This window comes from Psychromonas sp. (assembly GCF_047632955.1).
GTDB lineage: Bacteria > Pseudomonadota > Gammaproteobacteria > Enterobacterales > Psychromonadaceae > Psychromonas.
Genome location: NZ_JBLIED010000043.1, coordinates 1 through 13,833, shown reverse-complemented (window position 1 = coordinate 13,833; position 13,833 = coordinate 1). Strand labels below are relative to the sequence as shown.

The 13,833-nt window shown below is 42.8% G+C and carries 13 protein-coding genes; 7 read left to right on the top strand and 6 right to left on the bottom strand.

Annotated elements, in window-relative coordinates; translation table 11 throughout:
* The first annotated feature begins 3 nt into the window (after positions 1–3).
* Both ACJAZP_RS17180 and ACJAZP_RS17175 read left to right on the top strand, forming a co-directional pair.
* Positions 4–2,382 (top strand): putative bifunctional diguanylate cyclase/phosphodiesterase, encoded by a 2,379-nt coding sequence (locus ACJAZP_RS17180; protein ID WP_415231971.1) that lies wholly within the window; start codon positions 4–6, stop codon positions 2,380–2,382.
* A 161-nt stretch (positions 2,383–2,543) separates the two neighbouring features.
* On the top strand, positions 2,544–3,107 hold the full coding sequence (locus tag ACJAZP_RS17175) for a phosphoribosyltransferase (protein ID WP_415231970.1): 564 nt from the start codon (positions 2,544–2,546) through the stop codon (positions 3,105–3,107).
* 49 nt (positions 3,108–3,156) lie between these two features.
* Here the strand turns inward: ACJAZP_RS17175 and ACJAZP_RS17170 are convergent, their stop codons facing one another.
* Both ACJAZP_RS17170 and ACJAZP_RS17165 read right to left on the bottom strand, forming a co-directional pair.
* Positions 3,157–3,756 (bottom strand): ACP phosphodiesterase, encoded by a 600-nt coding sequence (locus ACJAZP_RS17170; RefSeq protein WP_415231969.1) that lies wholly within the window; start codon positions 3,754–3,756, stop codon positions 3,157–3,159.
* Positions 3,757–3,954: 198 nt separating this feature from the next.
* Positions 3,955–4,521 (bottom strand): YSC84-related protein, encoded by a 567-nt coding sequence (locus ACJAZP_RS17165; protein WP_415231968.1) that lies wholly within the window; start codon positions 4,519–4,521, stop codon positions 3,955–3,957.
* 744 nt (positions 4,522–5,265) lie between these two features.
* On the opposite strand from ACJAZP_RS17165, the gene ACJAZP_RS17160 reads away from it, so the two are divergent.
* On the top strand, positions 5,266–6,270 hold the full coding sequence (locus ACJAZP_RS17160; protein ID WP_415231967.1) for a zinc-binding alcohol dehydrogenase family protein: 1,005 nt from the start codon (positions 5,266–5,268) through the stop codon (positions 6,268–6,270).
* A gap of 160 nt (positions 6,271–6,430) precedes the next feature.
* On the opposite strand, the gene ACJAZP_RS17155 is transcribed toward ACJAZP_RS17160, so the two are convergent.
* From ACJAZP_RS17155 to ACJAZP_RS17140, 4 genes are all read right to left on the bottom strand, one after another.
* A complete protein-coding gene (locus tag ACJAZP_RS17155; protein WP_415231966.1) occupies positions 6,431–6,724 on the bottom strand; it encodes a winged helix DNA-binding protein in 294 nt (97 codons plus the stop codon).
* A 209-nt stretch (positions 6,725–6,933) separates the two neighbouring features.
* Positions 6,934–8,238 (bottom strand): TRAP transporter large permease, encoded by a 1,305-nt coding sequence (locus tag ACJAZP_RS17150; RefSeq protein WP_415231965.1) that lies wholly within the window; start codon positions 8,236–8,238, stop codon positions 6,934–6,936.
* Positions 8,235–8,801: a TRAP transporter small permease gene (locus ACJAZP_RS17145; RefSeq protein WP_415231964.1), complete on the bottom strand. Its 567-nt coding sequence runs from the start codon at positions 8,799–8,801 to the stop codon at positions 8,235–8,237. The genes ACJAZP_RS17150 and ACJAZP_RS17145 overlap by 4 nt, the downstream gene beginning before the upstream one ends.
* Positions 8,802–8,894: 93 nt before the next feature.
* On the bottom strand, positions 8,895–9,866 hold the full coding sequence (locus tag ACJAZP_RS17140; protein ID WP_415231963.1) for a TRAP transporter substrate-binding protein: 972 nt from the start codon (positions 9,864–9,866) through the stop codon (positions 8,895–8,897).
* 528 nt (positions 9,867–10,394) lie between these two features.
* Here ACJAZP_RS17140 and ACJAZP_RS17135 point away from each other — a divergent pair.
* From ACJAZP_RS17135 to ACJAZP_RS17120, 4 genes are read left to right on the top strand one after another with little or no spacing between them, the layout of a single operon-like run.
* Complete coding sequence (locus ACJAZP_RS17135; protein WP_415231962.1) at positions 10,395–11,126, top strand: 5-oxoprolinase subunit PxpA; 732 nt, start codon at positions 10,395–10,397, stop codon at positions 11,124–11,126.
* Entirely contained in the window at positions 11,123–11,827 is a 705-nt protein-coding gene (gene pxpB, locus ACJAZP_RS17130; RefSeq protein ID WP_415231961.1) for a 5-oxoprolinase subunit PxpB, read from the top strand. Before ACJAZP_RS17135 ends, pxpB begins: the two co-directional genes overlap by 4 nt.
* Positions 11,809–12,009, top strand: coding sequence for a hypothetical protein (locus tag ACJAZP_RS17125; protein ID WP_415231960.1), 201 nt, complete (start codon positions 11,809–11,811; stop codon positions 12,007–12,009). Before pxpB ends, ACJAZP_RS17125 begins: the two co-directional genes overlap by 19 nt.
* Positions 11,991–12,938 (top strand): biotin-dependent carboxyltransferase family protein, encoded by a 948-nt coding sequence (locus ACJAZP_RS17120; protein ID WP_415231959.1) that lies wholly within the window; start codon positions 11,991–11,993, stop codon positions 12,936–12,938. The genes ACJAZP_RS17125 and ACJAZP_RS17120 overlap by 19 nt, the downstream gene beginning before the upstream one ends.
* Positions 12,939–13,833: the final 895 nt, after the last annotated feature.

Sequence of the window (13,833 nt, the reverse complement as noted above, 5' to 3'; positions counted from 1 at the left end):
TATATGGCGATAAACAAATGGTTTAGCAGCAAAACAGCTATCATCTTAGCGGGTCTTGTCTTAACAGCTTATCTTGTTTTGATTCTGGCGGTGACCAACCTTGGTCAACAACGGCTTCAAGAATCCCAATATAATGAGCTACAACTTAAAGTCACTAACTATGCCGATACCCTGAGTTTTTTCTTTGAGGTTAATCAGGATAATATTGACAACATAGCTACAGATAAAACCATGAGCACCTTTTTCGCCAACCTGGCTTCCGGAATGTCGATGGAATACGGATTAGGTTCAAGCCTGTTTAATCTCAAAAAATTGATCAATAACCTCGTCCGCAGCAGCAAAATTAATGACATTTCAATTTACGAGCGGATCATCCTGATTGATTTCAACAAGAGACTTATCGTCGACACAAATCCTGGTACAGCATTAAATGTCAACCTAATTCCATTTGCTGAAATGGAGAAAACCCCGCCATCATCGACAGAATATGCATCAACCATTGGTGTTGATCCAAAAATGGCACGAATAATCGCCGTTAACAGTCCCGACGGACTAAAAATTAAAATTTTGAAAACCGTTTACTATCAAAATAAACCCAGTGCCATCTTAATTGCTGAAATCAATAGTAATTTACTGATCCAACAGCTGATTTCACAAAAGCAAAGCAACAGCGACAGTCACATCCAACTATCAACGCCGATTGGTGATATTCAAGGATGGAACTCCTTGGCAGCAGCGAGCTCAGAGTTTAGCCCGATATCCCGCTACGAACTGAATAATAAGAATATATACATTGAATCTCCTATCCGGAGCACGGCATTTAGCTTAGAGGGTTGGTTTGAACCGGTCAATGAACAGGATATATTTACATCAGGCTGGTTTGTTTTAGGTATTTCAATCTTAGCTTTCCCGGTATTAATGGGACTTTATTATCTAATGCGAATCAACAATGCCAATATAGTACTGCATACTCAGGTTGAGCTCTCGGCTAAACAACAAGCTACCCTTGCTGACCAGAATGCTCAATTACAAGCCGAGATAGCAAAACGTAAACAGTCCGAAAAAGAGCTTGTACATCAAGCTAACCACGATTCTTTGACTGAATTACCGAATAGAAGTTATAGCCAAAACAGACTTACTCGGGCGATTAATCGCTCAAAAATAGACAATACACAGATCCTGATCATGTTTATCGATTTGGATAATTTCAAACAGATTAATGATACTCTGGGCCATGATGCGGGCGATCAAATTCTCAAACAAACCAGCGAACGACTGGTTAGATCGGTACGTGATACAGATACTGTCGCTCGTTTGGGAGGAGATGAATTCTTACTCATTATCCCTAAAATTGCGAATGAAGAAAGCGCAAAAAATTTAGCCGGTAAAATTCTGGCATCCTTTGATCAACCTTTTAAGATTGACAATCAGGAGTTTTTTACCTCGACCAGTATCGGTATGTCAATCTATCCGCAGGACGGCGACACCTCCGATAATTTGCTAAAAAATGCCGATACCGCTCTGTACAGGGTTAAAGAAGCCGGACGTAATGGTTTCAGTTTTTACGACCCGAGCATGAATCATGACGTGCAGCGTAATCTTTTATTAAATAGTCGCTTACGCCAAGCGATTAGTAACAATGAATTAGTACTATACTACCAACCTATAATTGACCTAAAAACGCGTAAAATCATCGCAGCTGAAGCACTTATGCGCTGGCACGATGAAGAGTTAGGTTTTATCTCTCCCGAGGAGTTTATTCCTTTGGCAGAAAAAAATGGTTTGATTCATATTATCGGAGAACGAGCACTCGAACAGGCCTGTACTGAAGCCGCTGAGTGGCAATCAATAGCCCCTATTCAAATCGCAGTGAATTTTTCCTGCGTGCAGTTTCGCTACTGCGATGAACTACTCATTAAAATCAGAGAAACACTGAAAAAAACCGGGTTGCCGGCAGTCAAACTGGAAATGGAAGTAACCGAAAGTCTATTGATTAACCAACATGACGGCCTGATGAACATGTTACAAGAGCTCAAGGCAGAGGGCGTTCAACTCTCCATTGATGACTTTGGAACAGGTTATTCCGCATTAAGTTATCTGCAAAAGTTTTCTTTTTCAACGCTTAAAATTGACCGCGCTTTCATCAGTAAGATGGCAACAAATCAGGCAGACATGAGCTTAGTTACTGCCATCTTAGCAATGGCTAAAGCATTGAAATTAAAAGTAATTGCAGAAGGGATTGAGACCGACTGGCAGGCCGATTTCCTGGAACAACGAGGCTGTGAATACGGTCAAGGATATTTATTCAGTCGGCCCATTCCCGCAGCAGATTTTAAACAACTTTTGTTGAAAGATAATCAATGCAAGCCGCACAAATCCTAAAATAGCAAAATCAATGTTCTAAAAAGGAGATTTACCAGTGGGTCAGCTCGGTGATAATAATAACTTTATGCAAAAAAACGCTATAAATAGGATCTAGGTTATTGTTATTTTCTCCTGTTGCTCTAAACTTTGCGCAAAAATTCACTCGCAGAGGTTATTAAATGTCTAACAAAGTATATATTACTGCCCAACAACTACTTGAAGACTCATTTCGTCTTGCCGCACAAGTCTATGAAAGCGGTTTTCGTCCACAATTTATTGTTGGGATTTGGCGAGGAGGAGCACCTATTGGTATTGCAGTACAGGAATACTTTGATTACAAAAAAGTAGAAACCGACCATATTGCAGTGCGCACCTCTTCTTATTATGGTATCGGCAAACAAAGTAAAACCATAAAAGTGCATGGCCTTCATTATATTATTGAAAATGCGAATGCCGAAGATGGTTTATTAATTGTTGATGATGTATTTGACTCAGGCAGAAGTGTGGTGGCATTAGTTGAAAGACTGACATCAGAGATGCGCTTAAATATGCCAACTGATGTACGCATTGCCACACCCTATTACAAACCTAAAAATAAAGCCGTTGCCATGGTACCTGATTATTTTATCCATGAATCGGAAGAGTGGTTAGTTTTTCCCCATGAAGTATCAGGTTTGAGCATTGAAGAAATAGTGACGGGTAAAAGTGATTTTGCAAATATTAAGCATTTATTTACTGAATGAATCTGATTTTTTCAGCTAAAAACACCTTATTACTATAAGGTGTTTTCTATTACCCTCGCCCAGTAACATAAGCAGCTGTTTTATCTAATAAATCTGCATATAACTCAAAAAATATTTCTGATAGTCTTTGATAATGCTTAACCAATGTTTCACCGGTCAAAGCTAATGGTGCCATTCTTACGCTGCGCAAAGACATACGCGCTAGCGCATACTGAATATTTTCTATTTTCTGATAAGACTCAAGCCACCTTTCCTGCCAAACTAAAGTTGAGATTTTTTTAAAGTGCTCAGGGAATGCATTTATTTCACGGGATGATTCCAACTCAATTTGCAACTGCGCTTGTCGGCAAAAATCACCTAATGATAAATCATGAAATTGAGACCAATGCTTAGCCAGAAAATGATCCCAAAACATATCTAAAGCAATCGGCGCATAACGTCGCAGATCGGCGGCAAACAATGGCTTAGCCAATTTAACCAATTGATGCTGGTCAGTGTAGCTGTCAACAAAACGATGCAGACGAATGCCCTGCACAATATCAACATCAAATTGTCCGATGGGGTTCCCTTTAACAAAATCGCCCAAAAAATTCCCCACAAAGCTAGTTTCGGTATGCTCTGCAATGTGTAAGTGTGCAAGAAAATTCATGATAAAACCTATCGAATGTGACCATTAAAGGTCATTTACAGCACCCGTTAAAAAAAGTAAAAAAATAAAAAAGGCTTCTCTAGCAAGGAAGCCTTAAAATCGAGAAAAGAAAAATTAGCTTAAGGACGAATTAACACCCTCAGCGTTAGCCGTGGATGAAAGACTAAGTCTTCCCGTCACCGCTCTTATTTAAAATGATTAATCCGCACTCTTATTAGCCCTTGCTGCCTGAAAGTTAAATTTTTGCCCGGCAATACTCGCTTCATACATTAACCCCCCTTTAGCCAAGGTGAATACCGCAAAACCACCCACATAATTTGCCTGACTCTGCTGTGTACCCAGCGCAGCCCCAGTACCCGTACTACCTGCTTGAGCAGACGCACCAAAGGTCAGCGCTACAGCACTTGCCTGTCCGCCAAATTCAAAGCTACCCGCAGTAAAAGCATCATAGGCGCGTTTATCCTGTAAGAAAACAATTTGACTGAATGCTTGGCCTCCCAACTGAAATCCCACACTGACCTGTACCAAGTTCACACTGCCCGTAGGCTGACCTCCTCGGTAGACTTGCCCTGTCCCGTATGCACCGCCAAGAACGATACCACCTTTACCAATAGTAGGGAAAACCGCATAACCATAAGCATTTTCAAAAAATTCCGCAGTGCTTGGCGAACTTTCAAACTGCTCTATGGTGCTTTGATACTCATCTGCGATGACCTGAAAGCTCAACAATAAACCACTGGCGCAAAGCGCTAACCATTTTTTCATTTTTATAGATCCTTGATTATTTAAGGGTGAGTAAAAATACACTAATATCAAATTCGCCAATTATCAATTTACTTATGCTGATTGTAATGAACGCTCACTAGCAATAAAAATATCTTGTAGTTTTAATTATAATATTACTTCACCCGGCTGTTTATCGCTTATAGTAAATTACGATTAATTCCCTGCGCTCAGCATAGAAAGGATGTTGGTTTAATATAGTTCATTGTATTTGATTCTGCGTAGCATTTAATTTTTGGTCGAGTTGTGGATTAGCAGGTATTACGATGTTGTGATTAAGTAAGTACTGAGGTGATCTTTAAAAGGGATTTACCGGTTTCAAGCGGCAGGTAGCATTAAAATATTGGCGGGATAGATTTAAAAAAGTAATCGAGCAACTGCTCGATTACATCCAAACTGAAGCTTGTAATAAAACAATCGCTACGGTGACAGCAAACATGATAAATATTCCTGCTATTTCACGACTGATATTAACTATTTTCTGTTTCATAAATATACTCTCAAAATGTGACTTAGATCGTTATTGTATGGTTTTTAAAATTTAAAATCAATAATAACAAGACTTAGATCACACTTATTAATTTTTAATTATTGCGAACATAAATCAGCTACCGCTACTATTCTCACTGTTTTCATGTGAGCCCGCACACAGCTGCGAATACCCTTTATTAGCAGTGGGGCTAAACATGCTAGGCTACTAATCTATAACCAAACAAGGAAATCGACATGAAAGCAGTTGCCTACCAAAATCCCCAACCGATCACCGAGCCACAGGCTTTAATTGATATAGAGCTTGCAGAACCGGTCGCCAGCGGCACCGATATATTAGTTAATGTTGAAGCGATTTCAGTTAATCCAGTAGACACAAAGGTGCGCAGTAATGTCACTCCGACCGATCAGCAATACAAGATACTAGGTTGGGATGCGGTCGGAACGGTTGCCTCCATTGGTGAGCAGGTAACCTTATTTAAACCCGGCGATAAAGTCTGGTATGCAGGTGCAATTAATCGCCAGGGTGCAAATTGTGAATACCATCTGGTTGATCAAAGAATCGTTGCTCTGGCCCCAAAAAATTTATCCTGCCGCGAAGCAGCCGCCATGCCGCTTACCTCAATCACCGCATGGGAAATGTTATTTGATCGCTTTAATCTTAATAGTGAGAGTAAAGGTACACTATTAATTATTGGCGCGGCGGGCGGTGTCGGGTCAATGATGATTCAACTGGCGAAACAGCTCACCAATCTGACCGTTATTGCCACGGCATCAAGACCGGAAACCCAAAGTTGGGTTCGATCATTGGGGGCTGACTATGTAATTAACCACGGTCACGATTTAGAGCAGGAACTGCAATCAATTGGCCTGGACAATGTAAACTACATCGCCAGCCTTACCCATACCGAAGCGCATTTCACGGAGATAGCAGCAATCATCGCCCCGCAGGGGAAACTAGGCGTGATCGATGATGCGGCGACCCTGGATATTATGCCGCTTAAGCGCAAAAGCGTTTCTGTTCATTGGGAGCTGATGTTTACCCGCTCATTATTTGAAACAGAGGATATGATTGAGCAGCATAAATTATTAACCCACGTTGCCAAAATGGTGGATCAGGGAAAATTAAAATCTACTATCGCCAAGGATTTCGGAACAATCAATGCGCAAAACCTGATTAAGGCCCATACATTATTAGAATCGGGAAAGTCCAAGGGTAAAATAGTCTTGTCTGGTTTTTAAAAACCTTTATATGCTCGGGGTTACTTCAGTGTCTAAGGAGTTGGTCGGTGATGACGCTGAAAATGCCTCTGAATGTTGTTTCAGAGGCATTTTCCATAAGCAAAGGGTCTCAAATCACGGAAAAGAACAGTTCATACCAAATAAAGGGAATTACTCTCACTCACAATGAACGTACCGCGCGGGATGCCGGATCATAAACACCGGACAAGGTTCTCATGGTGGCGGCGAGTTCACCCAGCTCCTCGCTTATATTTAACTTGCTAATAGCATCAACAAGGCATTGCTCGCGTGCCTTGCGATATTCCTCGCAAAATGTTCGTCCGCTTTCTGCCACCCTGTAATAGCTATCTTTCCCCCGCCTTTCACTTGCAAGCAGTTCCCGCTTAACCAATTTCCGTACCGCGTAGGAGACATTATGAATGTCTTCAATACTGAGCGTGAATGCAACATCCACGATCCGTTTTGGCCGCTCACGATGTATTATGCAGTACCAGAATATCAAGCGGCCCAAGTTCAGGAAGCCCTGCGGTAAAACTGCAGGACAGCATCCAACGTTCAAAGGCGTTGTTGAGCATGGTTAATGCATACTCGAATTAACTGAACGTAACGGAATCTTCACTCATCAAATGTGATGAAGTGACGATTGGAAAATATTCACTCTTTTTAATTACCGGTCATTTCCGACGGTAACCAGGTGACAATACCCGGGAATACCGTGACTATGACTACCGCGAACAGCAATAAAAAGAAAAACGGCAGCGCCGCCTTCGAAATAAAAATCATATCACGCCCGGTGAGGCTTTGAAGAACAAATAAGTTAAAACCGACTGGCGGGGTGATTTGTGACATTTCAACCACCAGAACAATATAAATACCGAACCACAGCGGATCAATTCCAGCCTGCAGCACCATAGGTAAAACAACTGAGGTGGTCAGTACCACAACAGATATTCCGTCTAGAAAGCAGCCTAGCACCACAAACAGCAGAGTCAGAATAAATAGCAGCAAATAAGGCGAAAGCTGCATTGCTGCGATGCTTTCCGCGAGCATACGGGGTAACCCGATAAAACCCATTGCAACAGTCAAAAATGCGGCGCCAGCAAGGATCAACAGGATCATGCATGAGGTTTTAGTCGCGCCCATTAAACTGCCGAACAGACTCTCTCGCGTCAGAGAACTGCTGCTATAAGCGAGCAATAGTGCACCGACGACCCCAAAAGCGGCAGCCTCAGTCGGAGTTGTTAGACCTCCATAAATAGAACCTAGAACAAATAACACCAGAAGCGCGACCGGAACAAGCTTGAGCAGTGCTTTCAACTTTACAGACCAACTGCAGGTAACAGTGTCGCTAGGTACTTTGCTCGGATTGCGCAATGCCCAATACATGGTATATCCCATAAACAGCATGACCAGCATCATACCGGGCACGGCACCCGCGATAAATAAACGGCCAATCGAGACCTCTGCCGCCACACCGTAAACAATCAAGATAATCGACGGCGGAATTAAAAGACCGAGAGTTCCTGAGCCGGCCAGTGTTGCAATCGCCATCTTGTCATCATAACCCTGCTTTTTGAGCTCAGGCAGCGTCATTTTACCAATTGTCGCCGCCGTTGCAGCCGAGGATCCGGACACTGCGGCAAATAGACCGCAACTCAAAATATTAACATGCAACAGGCGACCGGGTAGACGTCCCAACCAGGGTGTTAATCCCTCGAACAAGTCACTTGACAAACGGGTTCTGAAGAGGATTTCCCCCATCCAGATAAACAGCGGTAAAGCAGCCAGTGACCAGTCAGATACAGCGCCCCAGGTGGATGTTGCATAAATCAAACCAAAAGCATCGTTACCTAACAGAATCATACCTGAGATGGCAACCATAAGCAGTGACAAAGCTACCCACAATCCGCTGGCCAGAAAACCGAACAGTACAACCAGAAGTATGCCGCCAATAATCAGTTCATTCATTGACTCTCTCCCTTTGAATCCTGACGCTCGTTGCCGTCAATTTTAATAAAGTCTTTTTCAGCGAGCGATTCCTCTTCAGAAAGCGGAATCCGTTTACCGAAGAGCAGACTACATGTAGCCAAATCGATGATAGATATAGCAAAGATCACCATGCCGATGGCGACAGGAAGTTGAACAATCCACATCGGAACGGCAACAAAACCCGATGAGACCTCCTCATAGTCCCAAGACTCCCAGACCATATAACAAAGCTCGTAGGCTAAGTATGCGATCAGAACGGAAGCGGTGACAAGCACAAAACGCTCGCAAAAAAGTGAACTTTTTTCACCTAAACGGGAAGTAAATAAACCGACACGAATATGACCGCCATGCTGAAATGTATAAGCTAAGCCAAGAAAACTCGAGGCGGCAAGCAGGAAGCCGGCAAAGTCATCACTTGACGGAACAACAATTCCCATCCAGCGTCCTACCACGCGAGCCAGAATCACAACACATATGGCGACGATACATACGGCGGATAAGACCCCGGCTCCGTGATACAACTTATTCAAGAACAAACGCATGGATGGAAACTCCTGTTTTTTGTTCCCCTAGGGGACTAGTCCCAAATGATTTGAAGATGCAGGAATCAGCATCTTCAAGGTGTTTGGGATATATTATTTTTTGTATGCTTCAATAATGGCCTCACCTTCACTTCCGGCTTCCTTCACCCAGTCTTTTGTCATGGCATCGCCAATGTCGTTAAGAGAGGTCATCAGCGCTTCTGTCGGTGCAGCTACATTCATGCCTTTTTCAGCAAGGATCTCAGTATTTAATGCCGTTTCTTTTTTTGCCATCTCCCAGCCACGCAGTTCTGCATCAGCCGCTGCTTGTAATAGCCCCTGCTGAGATTTTTTGTCCAAACGTTTAAATGCACGGGTATTAATAATCACCATATTTTTCGGAATCCATGCCTGCACATCGGTATAGTGGCTGACATAATCCCAAGATTGGCTGCTGACACCTGTTGTCGGCGAAGTGATCATCATATCGATAATGCCGGTGGAGAAAGCTTGCGGAATTTCTACCGTTTGAACCGTAGTGGGTGACGCCTTCAGTAGGACTGATAATTGAGATAAGGTTGAACTGTAGGCGCGCATTTTTCCGCCTTGCAGATCTTCTACAGAGTTAATCGCTTTTTTACTGTAAATACCCTGTGGTGGCCATGGCACAGAATACAGCAACATCATGCCATCTTTACCCAGTTTGTTCTCTATCGTCTCTTTTGATACATCATATAACTTCTTTGCCTGATCAAAGTCAGTGGCTAAAAACGGCAGGTTATCAAGCTTATAAACCGGATCCTCATTGCCTAAGATACCGATAAAAACTTCGCCGATAGAAATCTGCCTAGAGCGTACCGCACGGGCAATCTCTTTATGTTTTATTAACGAACCACCCGCATGAACCACTATCTCAAGCTCACCATTCGTTGCTGCTTTAACATCTTCAGCAAATAGGCGGATATTCTGGGTATGATGAGTTGAATCGACATAAGGTGTCGCCATATCCCATCGGGTGCTCGCAAAGCTGGTCGAAGTGGCCGCTATCGCAAGCAGCATTGTGGTTGTTTTAAGAAATACTCTCATTGTTTTTATTCCCTTTTTTTAAAGCTTCAGGCCGATTAGACCTATCTGCTGTACATCATTTCATTAGCCCATCTTATTTTTTGTGTTATTAACGCTTATTATTATCATATTGCATGTATCATGCCAGCCTTCTTAATCTGCTAGCATTTGATTTGGAATACTCTTCAAATGTGACTTAATCAATTGATTTAATTTGGAAACAACTTACTAAGTGATTATTTTTAAAACTGATCTATGAACCTTTTTAGAAAGAGAATAAAAAAACAAAAACATCTATTTGCACTAAGTCAGTGCAGATAGGCACTGTTGTCATTCAAATGGAACAGAGTAATATTTTATAGAAAAATCAATGCGATACTTAAATTTGAAGTACCGAACGTATACGTCTAGCAACAAATCAGAAACAATTTGCGTACAAATCATCTTCAATGTATCTTTGAATCACACTTTGGGGATTATGATAAGATTCATTTATCGGATTGCATCGCTCTCAGATAGTGACCCTCAAGTCAGAACAGGAAGGTAAGCATGAAATTGAATTGCGATGTGGGAGAAAGTTTTGGTCAATGGGAAATGGGCTTAGATGAAGCGGTGATACCCTGGGTGGATATGGTTAATATCGCTTGTGGATTCCATGCAGCGGATCCCGATGTAATGGCCAGAACCGTTCAGGCAGCCGTTAAAAACAACGTCCAGATTGGTGCCCACCCCGGATATGATGATAAAATCGGCTTCGGACGACGTAGTATTCCCCACTCCCAAAAGCAGATTTCTCACCTGGTTGCCTACCAAACCGGCGCCCTGCAGGCTATCTGCCAACTCTACGGCGGGCGCGTAGAGTATGTAAAACCTCATGGTGCACTGTATAACGATATGATGGTTGACGAAGATATTTTTCGCGCAGTTATTGAGGGTATTCGCAAACTGTCTTTTCGACCGGCGCTGATGATCCTTGCACAAACCGATAATAGCCTTTATCAGGGTATTGCTAAGCAGGCAGGCGTGCAGTTAATTTTAGAAGCCTTTGCCGATCGAGCCTATACACCGGAAGGCCGACTCGCTCCACGCTCACAGGCGGGTGCCGTATATCATTGTGCAGAGCAAATTATCGAACAGGTAATGCAGTTAGCCAAAAATGGTTGTGTGACAACGATCGAGGGTGGCCAGTTGCAGCTTAACGCTGAAAGCGTCTGTGTTCATGGTGACAATCCACAGTCCGTTGCAACAGTCGAGCAACTATTCAGAGTACTGAATCCATGAAATCAGCCATTATTAAACGGGTATCAGAAACGCATGCGATGATTTATATCGGGGAGACAATTGACCCGGAACGGGCATCTCTGCTCGGCTCTCTGTGCGAAAAAATTCGTCTCGAGTTCAGCACCGGGGTGATCGAGGTGGTGCCCTCCTATACCTCGATCATGATTGAATTTAATCTCTTAAAAATACCCTATGCTGAACTAGAAACACGTTTAACCGAGCTGCTTTGCGATATTAAGCAAAGTGCACAAAAAAGCCCGGAAAAGGTTATTGAGCTCCCAGTTTATTATCACTCCGATGTGGCACCGGATCTGCAGCAGTTGGCTGAAGCGAAAAATTTATCTGTGCAGCAGGTTATCAATATTCATTGTCAGACTGATTACACCGTCTGTGCGATCGGCTTCGCTCCCGGTTTCGCCTTTCTTGGCAGCGTCGATGAGCGTATCGTCATGCCCCGCCACGCCAGTCCGCGCCTTAAAATACCCGCAGGCAGTGTCGGTATTGCTGACCAGCAGACGGCCGTTTATCCCGATCATTCACCGGGAGGATGGCAGATTATAGGTAACTGTCCAAGCACCTTATTCAGTCCGGAAAGGGAGCCGATGATGCCGTTTTCTGTCGGTGACAAAGTCCGTTTTAAATCGGTATCACTGGAGGAGTTTACGCAGCAAGGAGGTCAAATATGTCCAAACTGGAAGTAATTCAGCCGGAGATATTATCTCTTATTCAGAATATCGCCCGCGGTGCTGTTGCACAACTGGGTTTAAGTCTGGAAAGGGTGTCGATGATGCCGTTTTCTGTCGGTGATAAAGTCCGCTTAAAATCAGTATCACTGAAAGCCTTTACTCAGCAAGGAGGCCAAAGATGTCCAAACTGGAAGTAATTCAGCCGGGAATGTTATCTCTGATTCAGGATGTCGGCCGCTTTGGTGTTGCCCAACTAGGCTTAAGTCAAGGCGGCCCCATGGATCTGCACGCCTATTGCTGGGCAAACCACTTACTGGCTAATAGCATGCATTGTCCGGTGCTTGAAATTACATTAGGTCAGGCAAGTTTTACAGCCAGAGAAGATACCATGGTCGCGCTGACGGGCGCCGATATGATGGCGACCCTGGACGGAATTGCACAAAAAAACTGGCGCAGCTTTGCAATCAAAAAAGGACAGACACTTAAACTCAGCGTTGCTCAAACCGGGCTTCGAGCTTACCTCGCCATTGCCGGTGGTTTTGCCGCGCAGAAAATATTTGGCAGCAGCGCTACCGTGGTGCGTAATAAACTCGGCGGATTGAGCAAAGACGACGGATCGATTGCTAGAGGAAACAAAATAGTAGCGGGACAGTTATTAACCGCGGCAAGCGTTAACCAGCAGCGCGCTGTTTGTCTATCGGTTCCAAAGCATTTTATCCCGGACTATGGCGACAATATTCATATTGGCGTCCTGTTATCATATCAATTTGAGCGCTTCCCTAAAGTACAGCGCGAGCGCTTTTTTCAAAATAGTTTTGCCGTTAGCCCACAATGCGATCGTATGGGTGTGCGTTTAACAGGAGCAAAGATCAACTGTGATACTGCCGGAATTATTTCCGAAGGTATTGCCCTAGGCGCGATTCAAATTCCACCCGACGGGCAGCCGATCATACTGCTAAATGACCGGCAAACTTTGGGAGGTTATCCAAAAATCGGCTGCGTATCGCGCTTAGACTTGCCCAAGATAGCGCAAGCCAGAGCGGGGTCAGTAATCCACTTTTACAATGCAGACATTGAACAAAAATCTTCACAGTGGTGTGAATTTTCACATTTTTTCAGTTTGTAGTTAACCGGATGCGTCGGGCTGCTTTGATTGTTCGGCCTGATAATGTCTGAGCAGGGTTTAAAACTCACTATTTGAGCAACAACTACATTGTTTTTTGCAGTTCCCTCGACAGCACCCTAAGCCGATCGTAAAACAATGCTGCAAAGCACTCTATTTTTGCTCTTCTACAATTTCCATAATTTCATTATTCCCATCGGAAAAACGCGGAGAAATACAGCACAACCTGCGATATATTAATTTCAGCACTAACTAAAAGTATTCAAGTTAAGCGATAGTTACTCAAACTTGTGAGTTAACAAATTGTTCACGACCTTAACAAAACGCGCACATATTCAGCACCTCAGCAATTTAAAAAAATCCACACATGGTTATTTTATTCATATTTATCAATAAATTGCATTAAAAAATTCGATTTGGCATGAATTTGGCATTCTTATCAGAGAATATGTACAACTGAACAGAATAGGTTTTTGCCTTGTTGGTAAGCAAAAACAGATTATTTCTGATGATAGAAATTTATGTAATCGAAACTAAGTAATAATATTTTAGTTTTTATAATGAATATGAAAACAATGACAGAAAACACACAAAGCAGTTCCAAAATACAACTTATTTTCTTGTTTCGTAGGTGCGATTTTAAATCATTCATAGTCTGGAACACCATTTAAACCAATAATTGATTTTATAATTTACATACAAACATTAAGGAATGCTTCCATGTCCAAATTATTTTTCAACGAACGAAAAACACTGGTAAGTGATGCCATTGACGGCCTGATTTACAGTAATCAGCATGATAATTTAACCCGCTTAAATATCGATGAGCATATTCGTGTGGTGATTCGAAAGGATTGGGATAAAAGTAAAGTCGCCCTTATTTCCGGCGGCGGCTCTG

Bases quoted from the DNA above. Each gene is read 5' to 3' on its own strand.
- ACJAZP_RS17180 (WP_415231971.1), top strand. From the start codon at position 4: ATGGCGATAAACAAATGGTTTAGCAGCAAAACAGCTATCATCTTAGCG.
- ACJAZP_RS17175 (WP_415231970.1), top strand. From the start codon at position 2,544: ATGTCTAACAAAGTATATATTACTGCCCAACAACTACTTGAAGACTCA.
- ACJAZP_RS17170 (WP_415231969.1), bottom strand. From the start codon at position 3,756: ATGAATTTTCTTGCACACTTACACATTGCAGAGCATACCGAAACTAGC.
- ACJAZP_RS17165 (WP_415231968.1), bottom strand. From the start codon at position 4,521: ATGAAAAAATGGTTAGCGCTTTGCGCCAGTGGTTTATTGTTGAGCTTT.
- ACJAZP_RS17160 (WP_415231967.1), top strand. From the start codon at position 5,266: ATGAAAGCAGTTGCCTACCAAAATCCCCAACCGATCACCGAGCCACAG.
- ACJAZP_RS17150 (WP_415231965.1), bottom strand. From the start codon at position 8,238: ATGAATGAACTGATTATTGGCGGCATACTTCTGGTTGTACTGTTCGGT.
- ACJAZP_RS17145 (WP_415231964.1), bottom strand. From the start codon at position 8,801: ATGCGTTTGTTCTTGAATAAGTTGTATCACGGAGCCGGGGTCTTATCC.
- ACJAZP_RS17140 (WP_415231963.1), bottom strand. From the start codon at position 9,866: ATGAGAGTATTTCTTAAAACAACCACAATGCTGCTTGCGATAGCGGCC.
- ACJAZP_RS17135 (WP_415231962.1), top strand. From the start codon at position 10,395: ATGAAATTGAATTGCGATGTGGGAGAAAGTTTTGGTCAATGGGAAATG.
- pxpB (WP_415231961.1), top strand. From the start codon at position 11,123: ATGAAATCAGCCATTATTAAACGGGTATCAGAAACGCATGCGATGATT.
- ACJAZP_RS17125 (WP_415231960.1), top strand. From the start codon at position 11,809: ATGTCCAAACTGGAAGTAATTCAGCCGGAGATATTATCTCTTATTCAG.
- ACJAZP_RS17120 (WP_415231959.1), top strand. From the start codon at position 11,991: ATGTCCAAACTGGAAGTAATTCAGCCGGGAATGTTATCTCTGATTCAG.